The following is a 25,136-nucleotide window of genomic DNA, read 5'->3' on the forward strand; positions in this document are numbered from 1 at the left end:
GAACCCCGGAGGAGGAACCCGGCCATGGCCGCGTCCACGCGCATCTGCCTGCTCTCGACGTCAGACACCGACCTGCTCTCCGCGCGGGCGAGCGGCGCGGACTACCGCCTCGCCAACCCCGCGCGCACCACCGACTCCGACCTCGTTGCGTGCACCACCGGCTCCGGCCTGGTGGTGGTGCGCCTTCTCGGCTCACCTCAGGACCTCTGGCCCGGGCTCGCCGAGGTGCGTGCCGCCGGCACGCCGGTGGTCATCCTGGGGGGCGAGCAGCAGCCGAGCGCCGAGCTGATGGAGCTCTCCTCCGTGCCGATCGGCATCGCGGCCGAGGCGCACCGCTACCTCGCCGAGGGTGGACCGGCCAACCTGCGCCAGCTCCACGCGTTCCTCTCCGACACGGTTCTGTTGACCGGTGAGGGCTTCGACCCGCCCTCTGCCCTCCCCGCGTGGGGATATGCCGATCGACCCGCCGCAGCGACCGATGAGCGACTCTCGCGCGTCGGTGTCCTGTACTACCGCGCCCACGAGGCGAGCGGGAACACCGCCTTCGCCCATGCTCTCGCCGACGCCGTGGACGCGACCGGCCGCGCCGTGGGTGTGCCGATCTTCGCCGGCTCCCTGCGGAGCGCACCCGATGACCTCTTCGACGCGCTGGGAACGCTCGACGCACTGGTCGTGACCGTGCTTGCGGCCGGTGGCAGTGTGCCGGCCTCGGTCAGCGCCGGTGGTGACGACGAGACCTGGGATGTCGAGCGGATCGCCGCGCTCGACATCCCGGTGCTACAGGGACTGTGCTTGACCAGCAGCAAGGCCGACTGGGAGGCCAGCGACGACGGTGTCACGCCGCTGGACTCCGCCAACCAGATCGCGATCCCGGAGTTCGACGGGCGGATCATCACCGCGCCGTTCTCCTTCAAGGAGGTCGACCCCGACGGACTCCCCCACTACGTCGCCGACCCCGAGCGCTGCCGACGGGTGGCGACGATCGCCGTCAACCATGCCTGCCTGCGTCACGTCCCGAACGCCGAGAAGCGGGTCGCGCTGGTCCTCTCGGCCTATCCCACCAAGCACTCCCGCATCGGCAACGCCGTCGGGCTGGACACACCTGTCTCGACGATCCGGCTGCTGCGGCGCTTGCGTGACGCCGGCTATGACCTCGGGGGCCCCGGCGCCGTCCCCGGCCTCGATCTCGACGACGACACCGCCGCTGGCGACGCGCTCATCCACGCGCTGATCGCGGCCGGCGGTCAGGACGAGGAGTGGTTGACCTCGGGCCAGCTCACCGAGGCCCACGTGCGCATCCCGACCGAGCGCTACGTGCAGTGGACCAGGGACCTTCCGACGGCGTTGCGCCGGGCGATGACCGAGGCGTGGGGCGAAGCTCCCGGCCGGCTCTTCGTCAACGATGCCGGTGAGATCGTCCTGGCCACGCTCGTGGCGGGCAACGTCGTCCTGATGATCCAGCCGCCGCGCGGTTTCGGGGAGAACCCGGTGGCGATCTACCACGACCCGGACCTCGCGCCCACCCACCATTACCTCGCGGCGTACCGATGGCTGGAGGCTGCGCCGGCCGACGGTGGCTTCGGCGCACACGCCATCGTGCACATCGGCAAGCACGGGTCGCTGGAGTGGTTGCCCGGCAAGAACGCCGCCCTGTCCGCCGCGTGCGGCACCGACGCGGTGCTCGGAAGCCTGCCGTTGTTCTACCCGTTCCTCGTCAACGACCCGGGCGAGGGCGCGCAGGCCAAGCGCCGAGCACACGCCACGATCGTCGATCACCTCGTCCCGCCGATGGCCCGCGCCGAGACCTACGGCGACATCGCTCGACTGGAGCAGCTCCTCGACGAGTACGGCAACATCGCCGCGATGGACCCGGGGAAACTGCCCGCCATCCGCGGCGAGATCTGGTCACTGATGCGCGCTGCGGAACTGCACCGCGACCTGGGCCTGGAGGAGCGACCGGCCGACGAGGAGTTCGACGACTTCCTCCTCCACGTCGACGGATGGCTGTGCGAGATCAAGGACGTCCAGATCCGTGACGGCCTGCATGTGCTCGGACAGTCACCCACGGGCGACGCCCTGGTCAACCTCGTGCTCGCCGTCCTGCGTGCCGCCCAGGTGTGGGGCGGTGTCGGCAACGCGGTGCCCGGCCTGCGCGCGGCACTCGGCCTGACCGACGACGCCTCGACCACCGAGGTCGACGCGTTCGAGGCGCAGGCACGCGCACTGGTCACGGCCCTGGCCGAGGCGGGATGGGACCCGGGAGCAGTGGACCAGCTCCATCCCGATGCGCATGTCCGGGCCGCGCTGCGCTTCGCCGCTACCGAGGTGGTCCCCCGCCTCGCCGCCACCACCGACGAGATGGACCGGCTGCTGCACGCCCTGGACGGTGGCTTCGTCCCGGCCGGCCCGTCCGGATCGCCGCTGCGCGGCCTGGTCAACGTGCTGCCGACCGGGCGCAACTTCTACACCGTCGACCCACGCGCCGTCCCGTCCCGGTTGGCCTGGCAGACCGGCCAGGCGATGGCCGACTCGCTGCTGCAGCGCTATCTCGACGAGACCGGGGAATATCCGACGTCGGTCGGTCTCTCGGTGTGGGGAACCAGCGCGATGCGCACGGCCGGGGACGACATCGCCGAGGTCCTCGCGCTGCTGGGTGTGCGCCCGGAGTGGGACGAGATGTCGCGACGGGTCAACCGGCTGGAGGTCGTCGGCCTCGACGAGCTCGGTCGGCCGCGCATCGACGTCACGGTGCGCATCTCCGGGTTCTTCCGCGACGCGTTCCCGCACGTGGTGGCGATGCTCGACGACGCCGTGCAGCTGGTCGCGGACCTGGACGAGCCCGACGAGCTGAACTTCGTGCGGGCGCATGCTCGGGCCGACCTCGCCGAGCACGGGGACGAGCGGCGCGCCACGATGCGCATCTTCGGTTCCAAGCCCGGGTCGTACGGCGCCGGCATCCTGCAGGTCGTCGAGTCAGGCGCCTGGCGCGATGACCAGGACCTCGCCGAGGTCTACACCGCGTGGGGTGGGTTCGCCTACGGCCGGGGCCTGGACGGCACACCGGCCGCCGACGACATGCGAACGGCATACCGGCGGATCAAGGTCGCGGCCAAGAATGTCGACAGCACCGAGCACGACATTGCGGATTCCGACGACTACTTCCAGTACCACGGCGGGATGGTCGCCACCGTGCGCGCGCTGACCGGGGCCGACCCCAAGGCCTACGTGGGCGACTCCACCTCCCCCGACGCCGTGCGCACCCGGACCCTGCAGGAGGAGACCAACCGGGTGTTCCGTGCCCGGGTGGTCAATCCGCGGTGGATCGCGGCGATGCAGCGCCACGGCTACAAGGGCGCCTTCGAGCTCGCCGCGACCGTCGACTACCTCTTCGGCTTCGACGCGACCACCGGGGTCGTGCACGACTGGATGTATGAGTCGCTGGCCGCGTCGTACGTGCTCGACGAGACCAACCAGGCCTTCCTGCGCACGTCGAACCCCTGGGCGCTGCGCGGGATCGTGGAGCGGCTGCACGAGGCTGCCGAGCGCGGGCTGTGGGCCGAGCCGGACCCGGAGACCCTCGCGTCGCTGCAGAAGGTCTACCTGGAGGTCGAGGGCGACCTCGAGGACGACCTTCAGGACGACCTCGCAAACGACGGGGACCCGCCCGCGTGAGTCGACTGGTCGTGGTCGGTTTCGGGATGGGACCGCAGCACCTGACCGACGAGGCCCGGGCCGCCCTCGGCGGCACCGACTACGTCATCGCCTTCCGCAAAGGCCCCGACGATCCGCTGTTGGCAGTGCGCCGCGAGATCTGCGGTCTCTTCGGTCTCGACCTGGTGGAGATCGACGACCCGGAGCGCGACCGGGCCGACCCCGTCGACTACCCCGCTGCCGTGCGTGCCTGGCACCGCGCGCGCGTCGACGCCGTTGCCGACGTCCTCCGGTCGCGCGACGGTGGCGCGGCCTTCCTCGTCTGGGGCGACCCGAGCCTCTACGACTCGACGCTGCGCCTGGTCCAGCAGGTCGCCGCGGTCCTCCCGACGCTGACCTGGACCGCGGTCGCGGGTATCAGCGCCCCGAGCCTGCTCGCAGCGCGGCACCGCATCGTGCTGCACGAGGTCGGCGAGCCGGTGCACGTCACCCCCGCTCGGCACCTGCGCGAGGCCATCGTGTCCGGCCAACGCTCCATCGTGGCGATGCTGTGCTCGTCGGCCACCTTCGACGCCCTCGAGGCACACCCACGCTGGCGGATCTGGTGGGGAGCCAACCTCGGCGCGCCCAGCGAACGACTGCTCGCCGGGCGCGTGGTCGACGTACTGCCCGAGATCGTCGCGGCACGGGCGGCGGCCAAGGCCGAGGCGGGGTGGGTGATGGACTCCTTCCTGCTGCGCCCACCGGGTGGCGAGCGGTGACCGGCCTCCTCGTCGCCGGCACCACCTCCGACGCCGGCAAATCGATCGTCACCACGGGGCTGTGCCGGGCCCTGGCCCGCCGCGGGGTCCACGTCGCGCCGTACAAGGCCCAGAACATGTCGAACAACTCCATGGTGTGCCGCAACCCCGACGGCACCACCGCGGAGATCGGACGCGCCCAGTGGATCCAGGCCCGGGCGGCGCGGGTCACGCCAGAGCCCGCGATGAACCCGGTGCTCCTCAAGCCGGGTTCCGATCGGCGCAGCCACGTGGTGTTGCTGGGACGCCCCGCCGGTGAGGTCAGCGCCACCGACTTCGCGACCGGTCGGCGACACCTGGCCTCCGCCGCCCACGCGGCGTACGACGACCTTGCGGCTCGCTTCGACATGATCATCGCCGAGGGCGCCGGAAGCCCGGCAGAGGTCAACCTGCGGGCCAGTGACTACGTCAACATGGGGCTCGCTCGCCACGCCGATCTGCCGGTGGTCGTCGTCGGCGACATCGACCGGGGCGGTGTCTTCGCTTCCATGCTCGGCACCCTCGCGCTGCTCGAACCCGCCGACCAACGCTTGGTAGCGGGTTTCGTGGTCAACAAGTTCCGTGGTGACCTCGACCTGCTCCGTCCGGGGCTCGACGAGCTGACCCGGCGCACCGGCCGCCCCGTACACGGCGTCCTACCGTGGCATCCCGACCTGTGGTTGGACTCCGAGGATGCCCTCGACCTGGAGGGCCGCCGCGACCGTCGTGAGGGCCGTCGCCGGGTGGCGGTGATCCGGCTGCCCCGGATCAGCAACTTCACCGATGTGGACGCGCTGGGTCTCGAGCCCGCCCTCGATGTCGTCTTCGTGTCCGACCCGCGCGAGGTCGCCGACGCCGACCTCGTGGTGTTGCCCGGCACCCGTGCCACCATCGCCGACCTGCGCTGGTTGCGCCGTCGCGGTCTGGACCGCGCGCTGATCGCACACGTCGCAGCCGGCAAGCCGCTGCTCGGTGTGTGCGGTGGGTTCCAGATGCTGGGGCGGCGCATCAAGGATCCCGACGGGGTCGAAGGTCCTGCGGGGATCGACGTCGAGGGTCTCGGGATCCTGCCCGTGCACACCAGGTTTCGCGCCGACAAGGTGCTGACCCTGCCGACGACCCGCCTGTGGGACACCACCGTGGCCGGCTACGAGATCCATCACGGCGAGGTCACACGAGAGGCGGGCACCGACGAGTTTCTCGGGGGAGCCCAGCAGGGAAGCGTCTACGGCACGCTGTGGCACGGCAGTCTCGAGTCCGACGAGTTCCGCAGCGAGCTGCTCCGCCGCACCCTGGGACTCGCGCCGTCGGGGGCGTCGTTCCCCGAGGCGCGCGAGCGGCGGCTGGAGCTCCTGGCCGACCTGGTCGAGGAGCACCTCGACGTGGCCTCGCTCCTGGGGCTCGCCCGCGACGGCGCCCCGGCGGACCTGCCGGTGCTGGGCGCGGAACTGGTGCACCGATGAGGGTGCTCTTGCTTGGCGGGACCGCGGAGGCCCGCGACTTGGCAGCCCGGCTGGTCGCGGACGGCGTCGACGTGGAGTCCTCGCTCGCCGGCCGGGTCGCACGTCCACGACTTCCGGTGGGCAAGGTGCGCGTCGGCGGCTTCGGAGGTGTGGCCGGGCTCCGGGCGGCGCTGGCGGCGTACGACGTGGTCGTCGATGCCACTCATCCGTTCGCGCTCGGGATGTCGGCCAACGCCGCCGCGGCGTGCGCTGCCGAGAACGTTCCGCTGCTGCGGCTGGAACGACCAGCCTGGCCGATCGACCCCACGTGGCACCGGGCCGCCGACCACGCCGAGGCCGCGGCCCTGGCCGCTCTGCTCGGCCGTCGTCCGTTCCTCACCGTCGGCCGACAGGAGCTGAGCCGGTTCGTGCCTGCGTTGCGACACAGGGCAGTGCTGGCGCGCGTGGTCGACGTCCCGGACGTTGCCCTACCGCCGACGTGGGAGCTCCGCACGAGCCGCGGCCCCTACACGCTGGACGGCGATCGCGCCCTCATGACGACGCATCGCGCCGACGTGCTCGTGACCAAGAACTCCGGGGGCTCCTACACGTGGCCGAAGATGGCCGCGGCCGCTGAGCTCGCGATCCCGGTCGTCGTCGTCGATCGACCCGCACCGGAGCCAGGCATCGAGGTCGTCAGCGACGCCGGGGCCGCGCGCGCCTGGGTCCGGGCGCAGGCCTGATGTGCTCCATCTGGACCGCGAGCCTGCGCAGGGCTGTCAGTTGATACCGTTCGATCGCCGTGGTGCACGGGAAGCCGGTTCAATGCCGGCGCGGCCCTCGCCACTGTGAGCGCGGAGTTGTGCGACCTCACCGACCCGATCGGGTCGGGGCCACTGGGTGCGAGCCTGGGAAGGCCGGTCGTGGGGCGTTGATGCGCGAGCCAGGAGACCGGCCACGGCGCGTTCACATCCACGAGGGTTTGGAGAACTCACCATGGTCCGCCGTACCGTTTTTCCCTGCGCCCTGTTGCTCGCCGGCGCTCTGCTGACCGCGTGCGCTGGCGCGCCCGAGGCCGAGAGCACGCCGGCAGCCCCTTCGGAGGCCTTCCCGGTCACGCTCACCAACTGTGGGCACGAGGTCGTCGTCGACAACGCGCCTGAGCGCGTCATCACCTTGAACCAGGGGGCCACCGAGGTGGTCCTGGCCCTGGGCCTGGACGATCGTCTCGCCGGCACCGCCTACCTCGACGACGCCGTCTCGCAACGGTGGGCCGACGCGTACGCCGCCGTGCCGGTGCTCGCCGAGGAATACCCGACACACGAGGCGATCCTCGAGGCGAAGCCCGACCTGGTCTACGCCTCCTACGCGTCGGCGTTCGACCGGGAGGTGGCTGGGGATCGCCCGGCACTCGCCGACCTCGGCGCCGCGTCGTACCTGTCGCCGTTTGGCTGCGCCGAGGAGGACCACCGTCCCGACCCCACGTTCGACGCGGTGTGGCACGAGCTCACGGACGTCGCCGCCCTGCTCGGTGCACCAGAGCGTGCGAGCACGCTCATCGACGAGCAGAAGCAGACCCTCGCCGCGGTCCAGGAATCAGCTCCCGGCGCCGGGTTGAAGGCGCTGTGGTTCGACTCCGGCGACAAGACCCCCCTGGTCGGAGGGGGCGCAGGCGGCCCGCAGGTGATCCTCGACGCTGTCGGCGCCGAGAACATCTTCGGCAGCATCGAACGAGGCTGGGGCGAGGCCAGCTGGGAGGACGTGGTCGCCGCCGATCCCGACGTGATCGTGCTGGCCGACGCCAGCTGGTCCACTGCGGCCGAGAAGCGCACGTTCCTCGAGAAGGACCCGGTCCTGCAGAACCTGACGGCCGTCAAGCAGGGCGCCCTGGTCACGGTCGCCTATTCCGAGGCTACTCCCGGCGTGCGCATGGTCGACGGGGCCGACGCCGTCGCCGACCAGATCACCGAGCTCGGCCTGGCTCGTTGATGGTGGCGCCGGTACGGCGCGCTGCCAGCTGGGGCCTCCTTGTCGCGGTCGCGGCACTGGTCGTGATGATCAGTGCCGCGGTCGCGTTGGCAGCCGGCTCCGCAGACGTCCCACTCGACCGCGTCGTCGCGGTCGTGCTGCGGCGGGCCGGACTCGGTGGCGCGGACGTCACGGTGCTCGAGGACCAGCTCATCTGGCAGCTGCGGATGCCTCGCGTCCTCGGTGCACTTGCCGTCGGCGCGGTGTTGGCCGTCTGCGGTGCCGTCCTCCAGGCCCTGACGCGCAACGACCTCGCCGACCCCTTCCTGCTCGGCGTCTCCAGCGGCGCCTCGGTCGGCGCCGTGACCGTCATCGTTCTCGGCGCCGGCACCGTCGGCCTCGCTGCACACACCCTGCTGCCGATCGCGGCCTTCATCGGTGCGCTGGTTGCCTTGGCGACGGTGTTGCTCATCGCCTCGCTCGGCGGCGGCGTGACGGCGTTGAGCCCCCACCGCACCATCCTCGCCGGGGTAGCCGTGGCTCACCTGTGTGGCGCCTACACCTCCATCGTCACCCTGATGCGCGGTGAGGGGGACGCCGCCCGTCGGGTGCTGAGCTGGACCCTGGGCTCACTCGCCGGCCTGCGCTGGGACAGCGCCACCTTCCTGCTCTCCGTCGCGGCGATCGCCTTGGTCTGGTTCCTGGCATACGCGCAACGGCTCGACGCCTTCACGTTCGGGGAGACCTCGGCACGATCGCTGGGCATTCCCGTCACGGCGACCCGGTGGTCGCTGATGATCGGTACGGCGCTGGTCACGGCCGCGTCGGTCGCCTTCGCTGGCGTCATCGGGTTCGTCGGCCTGGTCGTCCCTCACCTGGTGCGGCCGGTGGTCGGACACCGGCATCGGGCCGTGCTGCCGGCGGCCGCGCTGGCCGGTGGCGTACTCCTGCTCTGGGCCGACACGGCGGCCCGGTCCATCGTCCCTCGCCAAGAAGTGCCGATCGGTGCCCTGACGGCGCTGATCGGTGTACCTGCGCTCGTCTGGCTGCTCGCCAGGAGGTCCCGCGCATGACCCATCGCAAGCTGTGCGCCCACGGCGAGACCCCCGACGTGCTCGCCACCGGCCTCACCGTCCGCCTCTCCGACCGCACCATCTTGGACCGGGTCGACCTCCTCGCTCACGGTGGTCGGGTCACCGGTCTGCTGGGTCCGAACGGATCGGGCAAGACCACACTGCTGCACGTCCTGGCGGGGCTGCGGACCCCCGACGAGGGGATCGTGCGCGTCGGCGGCCGTGTGCTCACCGATCTCGGTCACCGCGCCCGAGCACGGACCGTGGCCCTGGTCGAGCAGCACGCGACCACCACCTCCGATCTCTCCGTGCGGCACGTCGTCGGCCTCGGCCGACTCCCCCACTGCGGGCGATTCGGCGGCAGCGGGAACGATCCCGACGGCGAGGCCGTCGTGGCGCGCGCGTTGGAGCTCGTCGGGCTCGCCGATCTGGCCGACCGGGGTTGGGGCAGCCTGTCCGGGGGCGAACGACAGCGCGCCCACCTCGCCCGCACCCTCGCCCAAGAGCCCCAGGTGCTCCTCCTCGACGAGCCGACCAACCACCTCGACCTCGGCCAGCAGCTGCGCTTCCTCTGCCTGGCCCGCGAGCTCGGGCTCACCGTCGTCGCAGCCTTGCACGACCTGGAGCTCGCCGCGGCGTACTGCGACGACGTCGTCGTGCTGCGCCATGGACGCGTGCACGCCGACGGCCCGGTGATCACGACCCTGGACGCCACGCTCCTCCAGGAGGTGTACGGCGTCGTCGGAACCGTCAGCTCCCATCCCCGACTCCTCCGCCCCCATGTCGTGTGGGACGGTCCCTCCCAGGAGGTCTGATGACCGCCACCGCCACGTCCACCGTCCACGTGCTGGTCGGGACCTCCCCCACCGATGCCGCCCGGTTGCCCGCGCTGCGCTCATTGGCGGCAGACCTCGGTGCCGACCTCGCCTTCCTCCAGCTCGCAGCCCCGTCCCTCGGGGCGGTCCTGGACCGATACGCCGCCGCCGGGACCCACCGCGTCATCCTCGTGGGGGTCTCGGGCGGGTCGGGCGGGCCCGGTGTGTCGTGGCTGCGACGGATCGCGGCGGACTGGTGGCGCACCCATGGCGACCCGGCACCGCGAGTGGCGACGGCGACGTCGTACCTCGACGACCCTGCACAGTGGCACCAGCTCGTCCGCACCGCGCGCGACGTCACCGACGGGGGTCCTGGGCTGACCTCACCCGCATGGCAGGACGTTCCCGGCCACACGCGTCAGGTGTTCGTCTGTCGAGGCCCCCGCTGCACGGCGGCTGGGGCCGAGGGATCGGCACGCGCCCTCGTGGTGGCGATGATGGACGCAGGACTCGATGATGACGACGTGCTGCTCACCCAGACCGGCTGCCAGTTCCCGTGCAATCAAGCGCCGGTGGTCTCCGTGCAACCCGATGACGTCTGGTACGGCAAGGTCGATGAGGACGGCGCCGCGGAGATCGTGTCCGAGCACCTCGTCGCGGGCCGGCCGGTGCCCCGGCTACGACTCCCCCGTCGGCGCGGCTGAGAACCCCGGTCCGGCCTGGCGGCGGCGCCCACGCAGTTCCAGCACGACGACCGCTCCGACGAGCGCCATCACCCCGACTCGACGAGCCAGGTCCGTGGCCGCAGGGATGTGCGCCGGCCCGACCCACGCCCCATCGCCCATGGCCGCGCGCGCCTCGACCCGCTCGCCGTACGTGTTGGCTCCTCCGAGCCGTACGCCGAGGGCGCCGGCGAAGGCAGCCTCGACGACACCGGCGTTGGGGCTCGGGTGTTGGCGGGCGTCTCGCCGCCAGGCGCGCCACGCGCCGGAGGCACGCGTCGGGGCGGCGACCAGCACCCCCAGCCCGCCGTAGCGCGCCCCCGGCAGGCCGAGCAGGTCGTCCAGCCGGGCCGAGGCCCACCCGAACCGCTGGTAGCGCCGGTTGCGGTGCCCGACCATCGAGTCGAGGGTGTTGGCGGCCCGGTGGCCGAGGAGGCCGGGGACCCCGGCGACCGCGCCCCACCACAGCGGCGTCGTGACGGCATCGGAGGTGTTCTCGGCGACGGACTCGACCACAGCTCGAGCGACCTCATCGGCTGACAGCCGGGACGTGTCGCGGCCGACGAGGTGGGTCAGTCGCTGCCGCGCACCGGGCAGGTCGCCGCGGGCGAGCAACGCGTGCACGGCCAGCGCCTCGCGCTCCAGGCTGCGCCCTCCGAGTACCGTCCAGGTCGCGAGCGCCGTGGCGGCGGCCTGCAGCGCGGGGCGTTCGCGCACCAACCGCTCGACCGCGATGCCGAGTGCGGCACACGCGCCGGTGAGGACGAGGGCGTGCGTGACACCAGCTCCTCGACAGTCGGCATACGTGCGCTCCTCGAGTCGCGTGGCGAGGCGTCCGAACAGGGCGACCGGATGCCCGCGGCGCGGATCGCCGAAGCGCCGGTCGGCGACGAACCCGGCGAGCAGTCCCAGGGCGCGAGCGCGGCCACTGCTCACGCGGGTGCGAGGGCGCGCACCGCGTCGAGCGCGTCATAGAGCTCCGCGCACGTCCCAGGTGGCCGCACCGCGATGCGGGCCCACGAGGGATCCAGTCCGGGGAACGTGTCCGCCCGGCGCACCGCCACGCCCCGGCGACGGAGGGCCTCGCGGGTGCCCGGTCCCAGCCGTGCCAGGACGAAGGACGACTCGGAGTCGAGCACCTCCACACCGCGCTCGCGAAGACGGGTCACCAGGACCGCACGCCACTCCGCGATCCGGAGCGCCCGCTCCCCCGCCTCGGCGACCGCCCTCGGCGTGAGGCATGCGACGGTCGCGTGGATCGCCGGTGTGGAGACCGACCACGGCACCTGCCGCGCGGCGAGCCCCGCGATCGTGCGTCCGTTGCCGAGCACGTAGCCCGCTCGGATGCCTGGGATCGACCAGTGCTTGGTCAGGCTTCGCACCACGAGCAGGCCGCGTCGTCGGTCGTGCGCCAGTGACTCGCGCTCGCCAGCCACCGTGTCCATGAACGCCTCGTCCACGACGACCAGGCGTTTGGGGCGGCGCAGACGCTCGATGGCGTCCGACCGGTGGAGGACGCCCGTGGGGTTGGTCGGGTTGCCGATGAAGACCAGGTCGGCGTCCTCGGGGACCTGCTCCGGGTCCAGGCGGAAACCCTCCTCCGCGCGCAGGAGGACAGAGGTGACCTGGTGACCGGCGCGCTCGAGGGCGGCGTGGGGCTCGGTGAACTGCGGATGGATGACGACGGGACGGCGCCACGCCTTGAGCCGGACCACCAGCTCGAACGCCTCGGACGCACCGGCGGTCAGCAGTACCTCGTCGGCGCGACGCGCGTAGCGGCGGGCGACCGCCGCACGCGCGGAGGTGGGATCCGGGTAGGCCGTCGACGCCCGGACCCCGGCGGCGAGCGCCTCCTCCAGCCACGGTGGCCGGGACTCGGAATGGACGTTGACCGCGAAGTCGACCAGGCCGGCACCCACCTCTCGGTCGCCGTGGTGCAGCAGGGGCAGCTCGGGCAACGCTTCGACGCCGTCGGCGGGCACGACCGCGCCAGGCTGGTGACATGACGCCACCGGGGAGGCAGCGGCGACGGCCTGCGCGAACCGGTCCGCGAGGTGCGGGTGACCGGCCCAGTGGACGTGGAGGTACGACGCGTGCAGGGTCGGCGAAGCGACGCCGACCAACTCACCGTCGACCTCCCACGCCGAGGCGTGGCCGCGCACGGGACCCGTCAGCGCCGTGCGATGGAACTCATGGGCAGTGACCTCCTCACCCGCGCGGGTGAGGAGATTGTCTCCTGCGGCGCGGGCGAGCGGGTAGCGCAACGTCAGCCGCTCGCTCATGACCGCGCTGGCCGACAGCACGCCCGTCATCGCGGCGCCATCGACGGCATCGAGCAGATAGAGGAGCCCGGCACACTCGGCGACCGTCGGCAGGCCCGCCGTGACGGCCTCGCGGATCTCCCGGACCAGGGAGCGATTGCCGGCCAGCTGTCGCAGATAGAGCTCGGGGAACCCGCCCCCGAGGTAGAGAGCGCGCGTGCCGCCCGGGAGCGACCGGTCGCGCAGCGGATCGAAACGGACCACCCGGCACCCGGCAGCCTGGAGCAGCTCGGTGGTCTCGGCGTACTCGAAGGTGAAAGCGCGACCGCCTGCGACTGCGACGACCGGCTCGCCGCCGACGACGCGCACCTGGGCGGCGGGATCCCAGGGGTCGACGTCCAGATCCGGAGCCGCGCGCGCCACCTGGAGGATCGCCTCGAGATCGACGTGGGCGGCGACGTGGTCACTCAGCCGCTCGACGAGGCGCTCGATCCCGTCGCGCTCCGCCGCCGGGACGAGTCCAAGGTGGCGTGAGGGCGAGGACAGGGAATCATCGGGGGGCACGACTCCCAGCACCGGCAACCGGACGGACCGCTCGACCTCGGCGACGTTCCGGGCCGAACCGGCGCGGTTGAGGATCACGCCGACCACGTCGATCGAGGGGTCGTACGCCGCCATCCCTGCGACCACGGCGCCGATCGACCTGGACATCCGGGCGATGTCGACGACGAGTACCACCGGGCTCCTCGTGAGCCGGGCGACGTGGGCGGTGGAGGCGAAGCCGTCGGTGCCCAGGCGCCCGTCATGCAGGCCCATGACGCCCTCGATGACCGCGATGTCCGCGCCGTGGGCACCGTGCCGCAGCAACGGCGCCACCAGGTCCTCGCCCACCAGGTGCGGGTCGAGGTTGCGGCCGGGCCGGCCGGTGGCGATGGAGTGGTACCCGGGGTCGATGTAGTCAGGGCCGACCTTGTGCCCGGACACCGTGAGGCCCCGCGCGCGCAGGGCACCCATCAGGCCGGTCGCGATCGTGGTCTTGCCCTGTCCCGTGGACGGGGCTGCGACAACCAACCGGGGCAGCGTCACCACTCGATCCCCCGTTGGCCCTTCTGTCCGGTGTCCATCGGGTGCTTGACCTTGGTCATGTCGGTGACGAGGTCGGCGACGTCGAGCAGCGCGGGCGCGGCGCGGCGCCCGGTGACCACCACGTGCTGACGTCCGGGCCGGTCCCGCAACGTCTGCGCGACATCGTCGGCGTCGACCCATCCCCAGGCGATGGGATAGGTGAACTCGTCCAGCACGTACAAGTCGTGAGCCTCGGCCGCCAGCCGACGCTTGATCTCCTGCCAGCCCTCCGCTGCGGCGCGCGCGTGGTCCTCCTCGTCACCCTGCTTCTTCGACCACGACCAGCCGGCGCCCATCTTGTGCCACTCGACGGGGCCGCCCTCGCCGGTCTCGGCGTGCAGCTCACCGAGACGCTCCAGGACGGTCTGCTCCCCGATGCGCCACTTGGCCGACTTCACGAACTGGAAGACCCCGGTGTTCCAGCCCTGGTTCCACCCGCGCAGCGCCAGCCCGAAGGCGGCGGTGGACTTCCCCTTGCCCTCACCGGTGTGGACCATCAGCAGCGGCCGGTTGCGACGCTGGCGGGTGGTGAGTCCGTCGTCGGGGATGGTGAGCGGCTGTCCCTTGGGCATCAGCGGGTCTCCTCGAGCAGAGCGGGGTGGAAGGGGGCAAGGGTGGGTACGGCGAACCGTGCGACCTCGCCGATCACGGTCACCGCGGGCGGCTCGATCCCGGTTGCAGCAGCGGCGATCCGGTCCAGGGACGCAGCGCGGACCTCCTGATCCGGGTGGCCACCGCGCGCCACCACCGCAGCCGGCGTGTCCGCGGGCAGACCGTGGACGAGAAGCTCATCAGCGATCGCCGACAGGTTGGCCACACCCATCAGCACCACCAGACTGGTCCCGGAGCCGACGAGCGCGCCATAGTCGAGACCGCAGGTGGGATCGTCGGGCGGCACGTGGCCGGAGATGACGCTGAAGCCGTGTACGACACCGCGGTGCGTGACCGGGATGCCGGCGAGGGCCGGGACCGCGACCGCGGAGGTGACGCCCGGGATGACGCGGGTGGGGACGCCCGCCTCAGCGCAGGCGAGCACCTCCTCCATGCCACGGCCGAACACGAAGCTGTCGCCGCCCTTGAGCCGAACAACCCGCCGCCCGCCCCGGGCATGCTCGACGAGGAGCTCGTTGATCCGCTCCTGGGAGGTGAAGGCGCCGCGCGGCAGCTTGCTGACGTCGATCACTTCGGCCGCGGAGCCGGCCCACGCGAGCGCACCGGAGGGCGCCAGGTGGTCGACCAGCAGGACGTCGGCCTGCTCGATCGCCGCGCGGCCGGCCACCGTCATGAGCCCGGCGTCTCCGGGACCGCCTCCGACGAGGGCCACGCAGCCGGGCGCGAGCGGCGCCAGGCTGTTCACGCCACCCGGCCCGTCACGACGTCGACGAGCCCGTCGGCACTGACCTGGGCCATGGGCACGTGCTCCGCACGCAGGTGCGCGGCGAGGGACGTCGCGAGCCCGAGCCGCAGCGGTCCCTGTTCGCAGTCGACGACGACGGACGGGACCGCGAGGCGTGCGAGGTGATCGGCCACCGCACGAGAGCGGGCAACGGCGTCGGCACCTGCGGTCGCCCGGCCGTCGGTGACCACGACGAGGAGGGGCCGGACTCGGGGGTCGCGCAACCGCTCACGGCGCAGCACCTCGCTGGCGGCCAACAGACCTTCAGCGAGAGGGGTGCGACCGCCGGTGGCCAGCTCCGCCAACCGCGCGGCTGCGACCTCGACCGAGCCGGTCGGAGGCAGCACCACATCGGCACTGGTTCCGCGGAATGCCACCATCGCCACGCGATCCCGCCGCCGGTAGGCGTCGGTGAGCAGGGAGAGGACAGCAGCCTTGACCTGCTCCATCCGCCTGCGAGCAGCCATCGACCCCGAGGCGTCGACACAGAACATCAACAGGTTGGCTTCGCGACCCTCGCGGACTGCGGTGCGCAGGTCGGAGGGATCCAGACGGAGACGCCCGTCGAGGAGACCCGTGCCCCGCACGGCCTGCCGCTCCGCTGCCGCGCGCAGCGTCTCAACCAGGTGCAGCGAGCCACGGCCGCGGCTGCTGCCGATGCGCCGACCACTGGCTCCCAGAGCGCGGCTGCGGCGACCCGGCGCGCCTTCGCCGGTGCCGTCGACGGTGAACAGCCGAGGTCGGTACGGCGTGCCGGCCGGGGCCGGCGCCGACAGGGATGTCCCTGGTCCGGTACGCGGAGCCTGGGGGGTCGTGTCGCTGGGCGACTCCTCGGCGGGCGCGTCGTCGGTGGCCTCCGTCCCGGGCCCCGGGGCGTCGGACCCGGCGTCGCGGGAGTCCGGTCCCCCGTCCGGCGAGGGCGCCGGCGCCTCGACGTCCGGATCGGCCGGGTCTGCCGGGTCGGCCGGGTCGACGGGTGGGCCCGCATCCGGCTCGGGTGGCGGGTCGGGTAGCTCGTCGTCACCGAGGATCCGGTCGAGTAGGTCCTCGTCGAGGCCGGGGGCGTCGAAGGGGTTGCGGCGGCGACGGTGCGGAAGCGCGAGCAGCGCGGCGACCCGGATGTCGGCCCGGGTGACGCGGTCGCGACCGGCCCAGGCGGCGTGGGCGATCGCTGCGCGGGTGGTGACGATGTCGGCACGGAGGCCGTCGACCTCGAAAGCGGCACAGACTTCGGCGATCTTCAGCATCGCCGCCTCGCTCACCCGCACGCTGCCGACGAGGTCTCGGGCCGTGGCGATTCGGCGGGTGAGGTCCTGCTGCTCGTCGGCGTACCGCTCCACGAAACCCGTCGGATCCTCATCGAAGGCCAGCCGCCTCCGCACGACCTCGACACGCAGGGCCGGATCACGGGGTGCAGAGACCTGGACGGTGAGACCGAACCGGTCGAGCAGCTGCGGGCGCAGCTCGCCCTCCTCCGGATTCATGGTGCCGATCAAGGCGAACCGGGCCGCGTGACTCAATGAGACGCCGTCACGCTCGATGGTGACGGTTCCGGTCGCCGCCGCGTCGAGCAGCAGGTCGACCAGGTGGTCGTGCAGCAGATTGACCTCATCGACATAGAGCACGCCGCGATGCGCACGGGCGAGCAAACCGGGCTCGAACTCCACAGCCCCTGCCGTGAGTGCCTTCTCCAGGTGCAGCGAGCCCAGCAACCGGTCCTCGGTGGCGCCGACGGGCAGCTCGACCAGACGCACCGGGCGGGTCACCTGCCCGGAGGTGAAGGGCCCGTCCGGCGAGGTGGTCCCCAGGTCCCGCGGGTCGATCGAGTAGCGGTCCCCGTCGTACACCTCGATCCACGGCAAGATCTCCGCGAGGCCGCGCACCGCCGTCGACTTCGCCGTGCCCTTGTCACCGCGGACGAGAACTCCGCCGATCGACGGGCTGATCGCCGTCAACAGCAGCGCCAGCCCGAGGTGGTCCTCACCGGACGAGACGACGGCAGAAAAGGGGTAGATCGTTGGCACGTGAGGCTCCCGCTCGCAAGGCCGTTGGATGTGGCAACGCGAGGCCGGTCTTCGGACTTGCCGAGTCACTCCTGTAGGGAGTGCTTGGTTCACCGCAGCGGGCCTGTGCCGGAATCTCACCGGCTTCCCAGATTCTCCCCGTAGTCCGTCCCCACCGCTGGGCGATGGTTGGGCCGCAGGGGCACCTCACGCAGAACAGGACGATAGCGTCCCGTCCGTGCCCGACATCGCAGACCCCCCGTCCGATGCCGCACTGACCGTGATCGGGATCGGCGCCGACGGCAGCCTCGACGGCGCGGCCGAGGCTCTCGTGCGGGACGCCGAGGTGGTGCTCGGGGGGCGCCGCCACCTGGCCGCGGTCCCCGTCATGCCGGGACAAGAGCGCCTCGCGTGGCCCACACCGTTGGCCGAGCACCTTCCGTCGCTGCTCGAACGCGTGCGTGGTCGCCGGACCGTCGCGTTAGCCTCCGGCGACCCGATGGTCTCCGGGATCGGCACCACCCTGGTTCGGGCGCTCGGGGCCGCTGCGGTCCGCATCATCCCGAGCATCTCCTCCGCAGCGCTGGCGCGGGCCCGGATGGGGTGGTCGGCCGAGGAGTCCGTCGTTGTCGGTCTCGTCGGTCGGCACGAGTCGCGCTTGGTGCGCGAGATCGCTCCCGGGCGTCGGATCCTGTTGCTCACCTCCGGCGCCGAGACCCCCGCGATCGTCGGGGCGCTCCTGGTCGGGGCCGGTTGCGGAGATGTGGCGGTCACCCTGCTGGGCGATCTCGGCTCGGCACACGAGACGCGAGCACGTCGTACGGCACGGGAGTGGGTTGCCGTCCCCGCCGCGGACGTGCCACCCCTGCACGTCCTCGCCGTCGAGATCCCGGCGTCGATCAGCGACTGGCACTCGACGTGGGTCGCCGGACTCCCGGACGACGCCTTCGACCACGACGGACAGCTGACCAAGCGTGACCTTCGCGCCTCCGCACTGGCGCGGCTCCGGCCGGCACCGGGGCAACACCTGTGGGACGTCGGCGCCGGCGCCGGCTCGGTCGGCATCGAGTGGATGCGCGCTCACCCCACCTGCCACACCACGGCCGTCGAGTCCGATCCCGACCGGGCAGCGCGGATCGCCCACAACGCCGCTCGGCTAGGCGTGCCCGACCTCGTCGTCGTCGAGGGGCACGCGCCCGACGCGCTGGCCCACCTGCCGCGCCCGGATGCGGTCTTCATCGGCGGTGGCGCCACCCGGCCCGGAGTCCTCGACACCTGCCTCGCGGCCTTGGCACTTGGAGGCCGGCTCGTCGTGCACGGCGTGACCCTGGAGACCGAAGCCCTCCTGGCCGAGTCCTATCGCACACACGGCGGCGAGCTGACCCGGATCGCGGTCGAGTCCGTTGCCCCCGTGGGCAACTTCACCGGGTGGACGCCCGCGCGCACGGTGACGCAGTGGGCGCTGACCCGCTGACCCTCCCTCAGCTCTGGCCCCCGCTGCGGGGTCGATCAGCGCTGTAGAGGAACGACTCGCCCCCGTCCCGCGCGAGGGCTCGCCCGACGAGGATCACTGCAGCCTGCCGCAGACCTGCCTCCTCGACCTGGTCGGCGATGTCGGCGACGGTGCCGCGCAGCACCTGCTCCTGCGGTTGGCTCGCGCGGTGGACAACGATGACCGGGCAGTCGACACCGACGACGGGCGCCAGCTCCTCGATCAGTGACCGCGTTCGGATAATCGCCAGGTGGAGCACCAAGGTCGCGCCGGTGGCGGCGAAGTCAGTGAGCCGCTCCCCCTCGCCCATCGGTGTGGACCGTGCCTGCGTGCGGGTCAGCACGACTGACTGTGCGACGTGCGGGACCGTGAGCTCGCGCCCGACCAGCGCCGCCGCGGCGGCGTACGCCGGGACGCCCGGGCAGACCTGCCAGGAGACGCCGGCCTCGTCGAGTCGGCGGGTCTGCTCGTGCAGCGCGGAGTAGAGCGACGGGTCTCCCGACGTCAGCCGCACGACGCGGCGACCGTCGCGGTCGGCCTCGACGATCGTCCTCGTGATCGCCTCGAGGTCGAGGCTCTGGGTGTCGACCAGCCGGGCCCGTGCGCTGCAGTGCGCCAACACCTCGGAGTCGAGGTACGTGCCGGGGTAGAGCACCACCTCGGCCTCGGCCAGCAGACGCGTCGCCCGCACCGTGAGCAGGTCGGCGGCGCCGGGACCGGCGCCGACGAAGTGGACCGTCATCGCACGTACCTCGGGGTCCAGACGCCCGCGGGCGAGACGCGCGTGCTCGAAGAGCCCACGATCAGCAGGCACTTCATGTCGATGGAGGCGGGGTCGAGCTCGCCGAGGGTGGTGAGCGTCAACGACTCCTCGGCCCGTCCGACATCGCGCCCGACCACCACGACCGTCTCCGGCCGGCGGTGCTCGAGCAGCACACTGCGGGCGATGCCGACTTGCTCGGTGCGGCTGCGTGAGGCGGGGTTGTAGATCGCCAGCACCAGATCGGCCTCGGCGATGGCACGCAATCGACGCTCGACCACCGACCACGGCTTGAGCCGGTCGGAGAGGCTGAGCACCGCGAAGTCGGCGCCGATCGGCGCACCTGCTCGTGCGGCGACGGCCTGGACGGCGCTGACTCCCGGCAGCACCCGGATCGCGACCCCGTCATACACCGCGTCCTCGGCGGCCTCGAAGACGGCGGCGGCCATTCCAAACACGCCGGCATCTCCCCCGGAGACGACCGCGACCCGATCACCCCGACGGGCCAGGTCCAGTGCGTGCCGAGCCCGGTCGACCTCCACGGTGTTGCCCGAGGCATGTCGCGTGAGGCCGGCCCGCTGGGGCACGCGCGCCACGTACGGCGCGTAGCCGACGACGTGGTCGACCTCTGCCAGCGCAGATGTCGCCTCGGGCGTCAGCCATTCCTCGGGGCCCGGCCCCAGGCCGACGACGAGGAGCTCGGCTCCGCGCGTCGTCTCGTCCGCGCGTCCCGGACGGGCGGGCGCGGCGGATCCGTCGCGGGAGCGAGGACCGTGGAGGGTGTCGCCGGGCACCACGACGAGCGAGAAGTACGGCACTCGGCCTTCGTCGACCTCGGCCACGGGACGCCAGTGCTCCTCCGGCATGGAGGCACGCTCGACGTACAGCGCGTGCTCGAGCCGCCCCGCAGCGACGAGTGCGCGGCGTACGGCGGGAAAGGTCCGGCCGAGCTTCATGATGACGGCGCCATCGGTGTCGGCGAGCCGGCGAGCGAGTTCGGGCTCGGGAAGTGTGCCGGGCAGCACCGTCAGGACGTCGGTCTGCCGCACGAGCGGGGAGGCCGTCGTGGCGGTTGCGGCGAGGAACGCCGGGACACCGGCGACGATCTCGGTCGGGTAGGTCGCCGAGAGCCGGTCGTGCATATACATGTAGGAGCCGTAGAACAACGGGTCGCCCTCGGCCAGCAGCACCACGTCGCGGCCCGCGTCAAGATGTGCGGCCAGGCGGGCTGCTGCCTGCTGGTAGAAGTCGGCCAGCGCCCCCTCGTACCCACCGGGGTGGTCGGTCGTCCCTGTGGTGACCGGATAGGTCAGCTCTTCCTCGATCACGCCGGTCGGCACCAGATCAGCGGCGATGCGACGGGCGTTGGAGGATTTACCGGCGGCTGCGTGGTAAGCCACCACGTCGGCGGCTGCAATCAGGCGTGCCGCCTTCAGGGTGATCAACTCCGGGTCGCCCGGACCGACTCCGACGCCGTAGAACCGGCCGGTGCTCATTCCTCCTCCTGGGCGATGGCGTTGAGCGCGGAGGAGGTCATCGCTGACCCGCCGCGTCGACCGCGCACGGTGACGAACGGGATGTCGATGCCGTGGTCGGTGGCCAGGTCGGCCAGTGCCTGCTTGGACTCAGCGGCTCCGATGAAGCCGACGGGGCAGCCGACGATCGCGGCCGGGCGCGGGGCGCCGTCGACCAGCATCTCCAACAGGTGGAAGAGGGCTGTCGGAGCGTTCCCGATCGCGACGACCGCACCCTCGAGGCGGGGCTCCCACAACGACACCGCGGCAGCGGACCTCGTCGTACCCCACCGGTCGGCCAGATCTGGCACACGCGGGTCCTCCAGCAGGCAGAGCACGTCGTTGTCCACCGGCAGACGGCTGCGCGTCACACCGCGCACGACCATCGTGGCGTCGCACAGGATCGGTGCCCCAGCCTCCAGAGCCGCCCGGGCACGGGGGACGAGACGTGGATCGATGAGGAGGTCGTCGGTCAGGTCGACCTGGCCGCTTCCGTGGATCATGCGTACCGCCAGCCGCTCGGCCTCCGCAGGCACCGAGGATAGGTCGGCCTCACGACGGATCGTGGCGAAGGAGTCTCGGTAGATCGCTGCGCCGCGGCCGACGTACTCGTAGTGCCGTCGGGGTGGACGGAGGTCGGTCTCGAAGGTCATCAGGTCTCCTCGGGGATCAGGACGCCGCGCCACGGCGTGACGATGAGGACGGGTGCGTCGGTGAGCCGGCTCACGGCGGCCCGGTCGAGGCCCCCATCGGGGACGCGTTGGTGGAACCCACCGGGAACTTCGCCGTACGGCAGTGGGGGTGCCGGCGACGGAAGTCGCTGGTCAGGTGGATGGGCATCGGTGAGCGGGTGATCGAGCTCGGTGACGTGCCAGGCCGCCGCGGGGCCGCTGCCGCGCCGTGAGAGGAACTCGCGGGCGAGCGTGACCAGCGCGGCGGGCGCCGCCGCGAGTGGCACGACCGGCCCCCATCCCGCACCGACCCGCACCTGTGCGCGATGCGCGTCGAGGGCTACCAAGCCGAGGTCACAGCTGCGCTCGAGCAGGTCGCCTCGGCCGTCGTCGAGAACGAACAGGAAGCGACCCGGCAGGCCTGCGAGGGCCGGGTCCGCGCAGATCGCAGCGTCGAGAGCCGCCACCACGGGTCGCACGTCCGCACGGCCGCCCGCCAGGCCCGTTTGCGGCGAGGCCATCACGTTCCGCGCGAGGTCGTGGGCGCGGCTGGGCAGGAGCCCCGTCCGTTCCAGGTCCGCGAGGACGTCGTCGGCCAGGCGCTCCGTGCCCGGCGCTGCGGGCAATCCGCGCACCTGAAGATTGCTGCGGGTGGTCACCCGCACCCGGCCGTCGCCGTACCGTTCGGCGAATCGGATGACCGCCGTCAGGGAGTCCGCCTGCAGACGGCCGCCCGGCAGACGCAGGCGCGCCAACAATCCGTCTGAAGCGGGCCAGGGGCGCAGCGCGCCAGGACAACGGTCTGGTCGGACCCGGTTCACCGCGATGCTCACCTTGCTCGGAGTCAGGGTCCGTACGCGAGACCCACCTTGACCCGACGACGGGTGTCGTCAGGGCCAGCAGGTCTTCGGACTCGGATCATCCGGGTGTGGACGCCTTCCCAGGGCACGTGTGCCCCAGTGGCTGCCGTCGTCGGCTCGTCCCACCCGTCCCCTCACCGCTGCGCGTCAGTTCCGGATTCACACCGGATTCCCTGACTCCTGGCATCAGGAGCACGACTGGCTGGCTGGAACATACCGGTCTCTCGTCGGCGTCCTGCTGCCGCCCCACCGTCGATTCCTCGCGCACAACCTGTTCACAGGCTACGGATCACGCCGTGCCCACCGTGGGCCGTAAGGACGGGCCCGGGCGGAGCCCCCTGGCGTCACGAAATGACGAAGCCGCAGGTCAGCGGTGCTGACCTGCGGCTCCTCGTCCTGCGCGCCTGTAGGGATTCGAACCCCAAACCTTCTGATCCGTAGTCAGATGCTCTATCCGTTGAGCTACAGGCGCCCGTCCCGAACTCGGCTGTGCGTGCTGGGACCTGGAGGACTCTACCGTCTCCCCGGGTGCGGGGCGAAATCGCCCCGTCCGGGGAGACGGCCGAGCCTCGGCTCGGGTGGTTTACTGCGCGGCCTCGGCCTCCAGGGCGGCGGCCACGCGGCGGTGGGCCTCCCAGATCTCCTCCGGCAGCCCGTCGAACTGCTGGAGGTGCTCCTCGCGGAAGCCGATCTCCTGCTGCCAGCGCGGGACGTCGATGCTGAGGACGGTGTCGAGATCGTCGGGACGGATCTCGAGACCCTCGAGCAGCAGCTCGTCCTTCAGCGGCAGCACGCCGACCGGGGTACGCCGACCCTGGACCTCACCGGCGCGGTACTGCATGAGCCACACCAGCGGGCGGAGGTTCTCGCGGTAGCCCGGCCACAGGAAGCGGCCGTCGTCGCCCTTCTGGAACCAGTTGACGTGGGCGAAGACCGGCTTGTTCTTCGCGGCACCGATCACCTTGAGCCAGTGGGCGGCGTACGCACCCTCGGGGTAGGACATGAACGGCCGCATCGACATCGGGTCGTAGCGCAGCTGGCCGTCGAGGCCGTCGGCCGCGAACGTCGCCTCGGCGCCAAGCGTCAGGCCGTCGTACACACCCTCGGCGATGTCGTCGATCGCGCGGATCAGCGGCTCGCGGTCGCTCGTGCGGCCACCGAAGATCACGCCGTGGATCTCGACACCGGCCGGGTCCTCGAAGTCCTCGGCGACGTTGGGCACGTTGGCCAGCGTCGTGGTGAAGCGGCTGTTGGGGTGCGCCCAGGGAGCGTCGGCGTCCTCGGCCGACCGCTCGGCGATGGGCTCGCCCTTCCAGTCCAGCCAGCCGTCGAGGTCGGTCGGCTTCTCGCCGCGACCCTCCCACCACACCTCGTGCGTCTTCTCGTTGTAGGCCACGTTGGTGAAGATGGCCCCGGTGCCGGGCACGATCGAGTCGAGCGCGGTGGGGTTGGTCTTCTCGTTGGTGTCCTTGGCGACGCCGAAGACGCCGTTCTCGGGGTTGAAGCCGCGCAGCGTGCCGCTGTCGTCGACCCAGATCCAGGCGATGTCGTCGCCGTAGAACTCCACGTGGTAGCGGTCGCCGAGCGCGTCGGGCGCGAGCGTCATCGCGAGGTTGGTCTTGCCCGAGGCCGAGGGGAAGCCGCCGCAGATGTTGTACTTCTTGCCGGTCTGCTTGTCGGTGATCCCGAGCAGCATGAACTGCTCGACCAGGAAGCCGTTCTTCCAGCCGTCGTACGCCCCCTGGCGCAGGCCGTGGGCGATCTTGCCGAGCAGCGCGTTGCCGCCGTACGACGAGCCGAAGTGCAGGATCGTGCGCTCGTCGGCGACGGTCACGAAGTAGCGCTTGTCGTCAGGGGTGCCCTGACCGAGGTTCTCCAGGTCGCCGGTGACGTGCACGGCCTTGACGAAGGAGTCACCCAGGTCGTTGATGTATTCGACCCCGACGCGCGACATCCGGATCATCTGGAGCACGACGTTGCGGTTGTCGGTGAGCTCGACACCGGCGGCGAACCGCTCGAGCGGCGCACCCTTGGGCGACATGAGGTAGGGGATGACATACATCGTCTTGCCCTCGGACGCGCCGGTCATCAGCTCGATGAGCTTCGGCTTCATCTCTTCAGCCGGCTTCCAGTTGTTGTAGACGCCCTTGTCCGAGGGGTCGTTGGTCGCCACGATCGTGCGCTCCTCGGAGCGCGCGGTGTCCTTGTGGTAGCTGCGGGAGTAGTAGAGCCCCTCCCCCGCCGGGAGCAGCTCGCCAGCCGCCAGGGCCTCCTCGACCAGCCGCGCGTCGTCGGCCGCGCCGACCACCTCGATGCGGTCCGGGCGGGTGACGCCGGCCCAGTGCACGACGTAGTCCCGCACGTACGAGTTGGTCAGTCCTGCTTCGTCGAGTGCCTTCTCGACATCCACCATGTCGCTCATGCCTTTCGGAGGTCCTGCCTGTGGGGTGCGTGCGGTCGGGTGCAGCTGCGGGTCATGCCTACCCTGCGGACCCGTGCCGTGCATCGAGCGTGCCCGGAATCCCGCATGATGGGCTACCGTACATGGCTTGAAGGATTGATGAACCTGTGACCCCACGAGTGAGACCCCGCCGCGCTCCCCGC

General features: G+C 71.7%; 18 protein-coding genes, 1 tRNA gene, 2 pseudogenes and 3 riboswitches. Of the genes and pseudogenes, 9 read left to right on the forward strand and 12 right to left on the reverse strand.

Translation table 11 applies throughout. The features are described 5' to 3' along the window. Positions 1 to 24: 24 nt before the first annotated feature. The 3 genes and pseudogenes from cobN to J2S59_RS04825 all read left to right on the forward strand — a co-directional run. Positions 25 to 3,672 carry a cobaltochelatase subunit CobN gene (gene cobN / locus J2S59_RS04815; protein ID WP_306824868.1) on the forward strand — a complete coding sequence of 1,216 codons (3,648 nt, stop codon included), beginning with the start codon at positions 25 to 27 and terminating at the stop codon, positions 3,670 to 3,672. Continuing rightward, positions 3,669 to 4,412 (forward strand): precorrin-6A synthase (deacetylating), encoded by a 744-nt coding sequence (cobF, locus tag J2S59_RS04820; RefSeq protein WP_306824869.1) that lies wholly within the window; start codon positions 3,669 to 3,671, stop codon positions 4,410 to 4,412. The genes cobN and cobF overlap by 4 nt, the downstream gene beginning before the upstream one ends. After that, positions 4,409 to 5,821 (forward strand): annotated as a pseudogene (locus tag J2S59_RS04825) (cobyric acid synthase); the annotation flags it as partial. The gene cobF and the pseudogene J2S59_RS04825, both read left to right, overlap by 4 nt. Here J2S59_RS04825 and J2S59_RS20320 read toward each other — a convergent pair. After that, positions 5,705 to 6,001: pseudogene (locus J2S59_RS20320) on the reverse strand (hypothetical protein); the annotation flags it as partial. The pseudogenes J2S59_RS04825 and J2S59_RS20320 overlap by 117 nt on opposite strands. Between J2S59_RS20320 and J2S59_RS04830 the strand changes: the two are divergent. The 5 genes from J2S59_RS04830 to J2S59_RS04850 all read left to right on the forward strand — a co-directional run bounded on the left by J2S59_RS04830 (position 5,890) and on the right by J2S59_RS04850 (position 10,432). Then, the gene (locus J2S59_RS04830; protein ID WP_068125167.1) at positions 5,890 to 6,615 is read left to right on the forward strand and encodes a cobalt-precorrin-6A reductase; all 726 of its coding nucleotides are present in this window, start codon (positions 5,890 to 5,892) and stop codon (positions 6,613 to 6,615) included. The pseudogene J2S59_RS20320 and the gene J2S59_RS04830 overlap by 112 nt on opposite strands. Positions 6,616 to 6,658: 43 nt before the next feature. Further along, positions 6,659 to 6,846, forward strand: a riboswitch (cobalamin riboswitch). A gap of 22 nt (positions 6,847 to 6,868) precedes the next feature. After that, positions 6,869 to 7,861: an ABC transporter substrate-binding protein gene (locus tag J2S59_RS04835; protein WP_068125165.1), complete on the forward strand. Its 993-nt coding sequence runs from the start codon at positions 6,869 to 6,871 to the stop codon at positions 7,859 to 7,861. Beyond that, positions 7,861 to 8,913, forward strand: coding sequence for a FecCD family ABC transporter permease (locus J2S59_RS04840; protein ID WP_068125163.1), 1,053 nt, complete (start codon positions 7,861 to 7,863; stop codon positions 8,911 to 8,913). Before J2S59_RS04835 ends, J2S59_RS04840 begins: the two co-directional genes overlap by 1 nt. Further along, a complete protein-coding gene (locus J2S59_RS04845) occupies positions 8,910 to 9,728 on the forward strand; it encodes an ABC transporter ATP-binding protein (protein ID WP_306824870.1) in 819 nt (272 codons plus the stop codon). Before J2S59_RS04840 ends, J2S59_RS04845 begins: the two co-directional genes overlap by 4 nt. Next, positions 9,728 to 10,432 (forward strand): (2Fe-2S) ferredoxin domain-containing protein, encoded by a 705-nt coding sequence (locus J2S59_RS04850; RefSeq protein ID WP_068118218.1) that lies wholly within the window; start codon positions 9,728 to 9,730, stop codon positions 10,430 to 10,432. Before J2S59_RS04845 ends, J2S59_RS04850 begins: the two co-directional genes overlap by 1 nt. Here the strand turns inward: J2S59_RS04850 and J2S59_RS04855 are convergent. The 5 genes from J2S59_RS04855 to J2S59_RS04875 are packed head-to-tail and all read right to left on the reverse strand — an operon-like array spanning position 10,406 to position 17,256. Then, positions 10,406 to 11,386: a cobalamin biosynthesis protein gene (locus J2S59_RS04855; protein WP_068118212.1), complete on the reverse strand. Its 981-nt coding sequence runs from the start codon at positions 11,384 to 11,386 to the stop codon at positions 10,406 to 10,408. The genes J2S59_RS04850 and J2S59_RS04855 overlap by 27 nt on opposite strands. Next, positions 11,383 to 13,797, reverse strand: a complete 2,415-nt coding sequence (gene cobBC / locus J2S59_RS04860) for a bifunctional hydrogenobyrinic acid a,c-diamide synthase/histidinol phosphate aminotransferase CobBC (RefSeq protein ID WP_306824871.1) — start codon at positions 13,795 to 13,797, stop codon at positions 11,383 to 11,385. The genes J2S59_RS04855 and cobBC overlap by 4 nt, the downstream gene beginning before the upstream one ends. Further along, a complete protein-coding gene (gene cobO, locus J2S59_RS04865; protein ID WP_306824872.1) occupies positions 13,794 to 14,408 on the reverse strand; it encodes a cob(I)yrinic acid a,c-diamide adenosyltransferase in 615 nt (204 codons plus the stop codon). The genes cobBC and cobO overlap by 4 nt, the downstream gene beginning before the upstream one ends. After that, entirely contained in the window at positions 14,408 to 15,193 is a 786-nt protein-coding gene (gene cobA / locus J2S59_RS04870) for a uroporphyrinogen-III C-methyltransferase (protein ID WP_068122237.1), read from the reverse strand. Before cobA ends, cobO begins: the two co-directional genes overlap by 1 nt. Beyond that, positions 15,190 to 17,256: a VWA domain-containing protein gene (locus J2S59_RS04875; protein WP_306824873.1), complete on the reverse strand. Its 2,067-nt coding sequence runs from the start codon at positions 17,254 to 17,256 to the stop codon at positions 15,190 to 15,192. Before J2S59_RS04875 ends, cobA begins: the two co-directional genes overlap by 4 nt. Before the next feature lie 25 nt (positions 17,257 to 17,281). Continuing rightward, a riboswitch (cobalamin riboswitch) is annotated at positions 17,282 to 17,460 on the reverse strand. Positions 17,461 to 17,473: 13 nt separating this feature from the next. Here J2S59_RS04875 and cbiE point away from each other — a divergent pair. Beyond that, complete coding sequence (cbiE, locus tag J2S59_RS04880; RefSeq protein ID WP_306824874.1) at positions 17,474 to 18,709, forward strand: precorrin-6y C5,15-methyltransferase (decarboxylating) subunit CbiE; 1,236 nt, start codon at positions 17,474 to 17,476, stop codon at positions 18,707 to 18,709. 7 nt (positions 18,710 to 18,716) lie between these two features. Here cbiE and J2S59_RS04885 read toward each other — a convergent pair whose 3' ends face one another. The 6 genes from J2S59_RS04885 to J2S59_RS04910 form a co-directional block, all read right to left on the reverse strand. Further along, on the reverse strand, positions 18,717 to 19,469 hold the full coding sequence (locus tag J2S59_RS04885) for a cobalt-precorrin-4/precorrin-4 C(11)-methyltransferase (protein WP_068122094.1): 753 nt from the start codon (positions 19,467 to 19,469) through the stop codon (positions 18,717 to 18,719). Next, the gene (locus J2S59_RS04890; RefSeq protein ID WP_306824875.1) at positions 19,466 to 20,983 is read right to left on the reverse strand and encodes a precorrin-2 C(20)-methyltransferase; all 1,518 of its coding nucleotides are present in this window, start codon (positions 20,981 to 20,983) and stop codon (positions 19,466 to 19,468) included. The genes J2S59_RS04885 and J2S59_RS04890 overlap by 4 nt, the downstream gene beginning before the upstream one ends. Further along, positions 20,980 to 21,654: a precorrin-8X methylmutase gene (locus J2S59_RS04895; protein WP_068120207.1), complete on the reverse strand. Its 675-nt coding sequence runs from the start codon at positions 21,652 to 21,654 to the stop codon at positions 20,980 to 20,982. The genes J2S59_RS04890 and J2S59_RS04895 overlap by 4 nt, the downstream gene beginning before the upstream one ends. Next, the gene (locus J2S59_RS04900) at positions 21,654 to 22,427 is read right to left on the reverse strand and encodes a ferredoxin-like domain-containing protein (protein ID WP_246360271.1); all 774 of its coding nucleotides are present in this window, start codon (positions 22,425 to 22,427) and stop codon (positions 21,654 to 21,656) included. The genes J2S59_RS04895 and J2S59_RS04900 overlap by 1 nt, the downstream gene beginning before the upstream one ends. Positions 22,428 to 22,553: 126 nt before the next feature. Next, a riboswitch (cobalamin riboswitch) is annotated at positions 22,554 to 22,748 on the reverse strand. Between the two features lie 183 nt (positions 22,749 to 22,931). Then, a tRNA-Arg gene (locus J2S59_RS04905) sits at positions 22,932 to 23,004 on the reverse strand. 111 nt (positions 23,005 to 23,115) lie between these two features. Further along, positions 23,116 to 24,954: a phosphoenolpyruvate carboxykinase (GTP) gene (locus J2S59_RS04910; RefSeq protein ID WP_246360273.1), complete on the reverse strand. Its 1,839-nt coding sequence runs from the start codon at positions 24,952 to 24,954 to the stop codon at positions 23,116 to 23,118. Between the last annotated feature and the right edge of the window lie 182 nt (positions 24,955 to 25,136).

Source organism: Nocardioides massiliensis, assembly GCF_030811215.1.
Lineage (GTDB): Bacteria > Actinomycetota > Actinomycetes > Propionibacteriales > Nocardioidaceae > Nocardioides_A > Nocardioides_A massiliensis.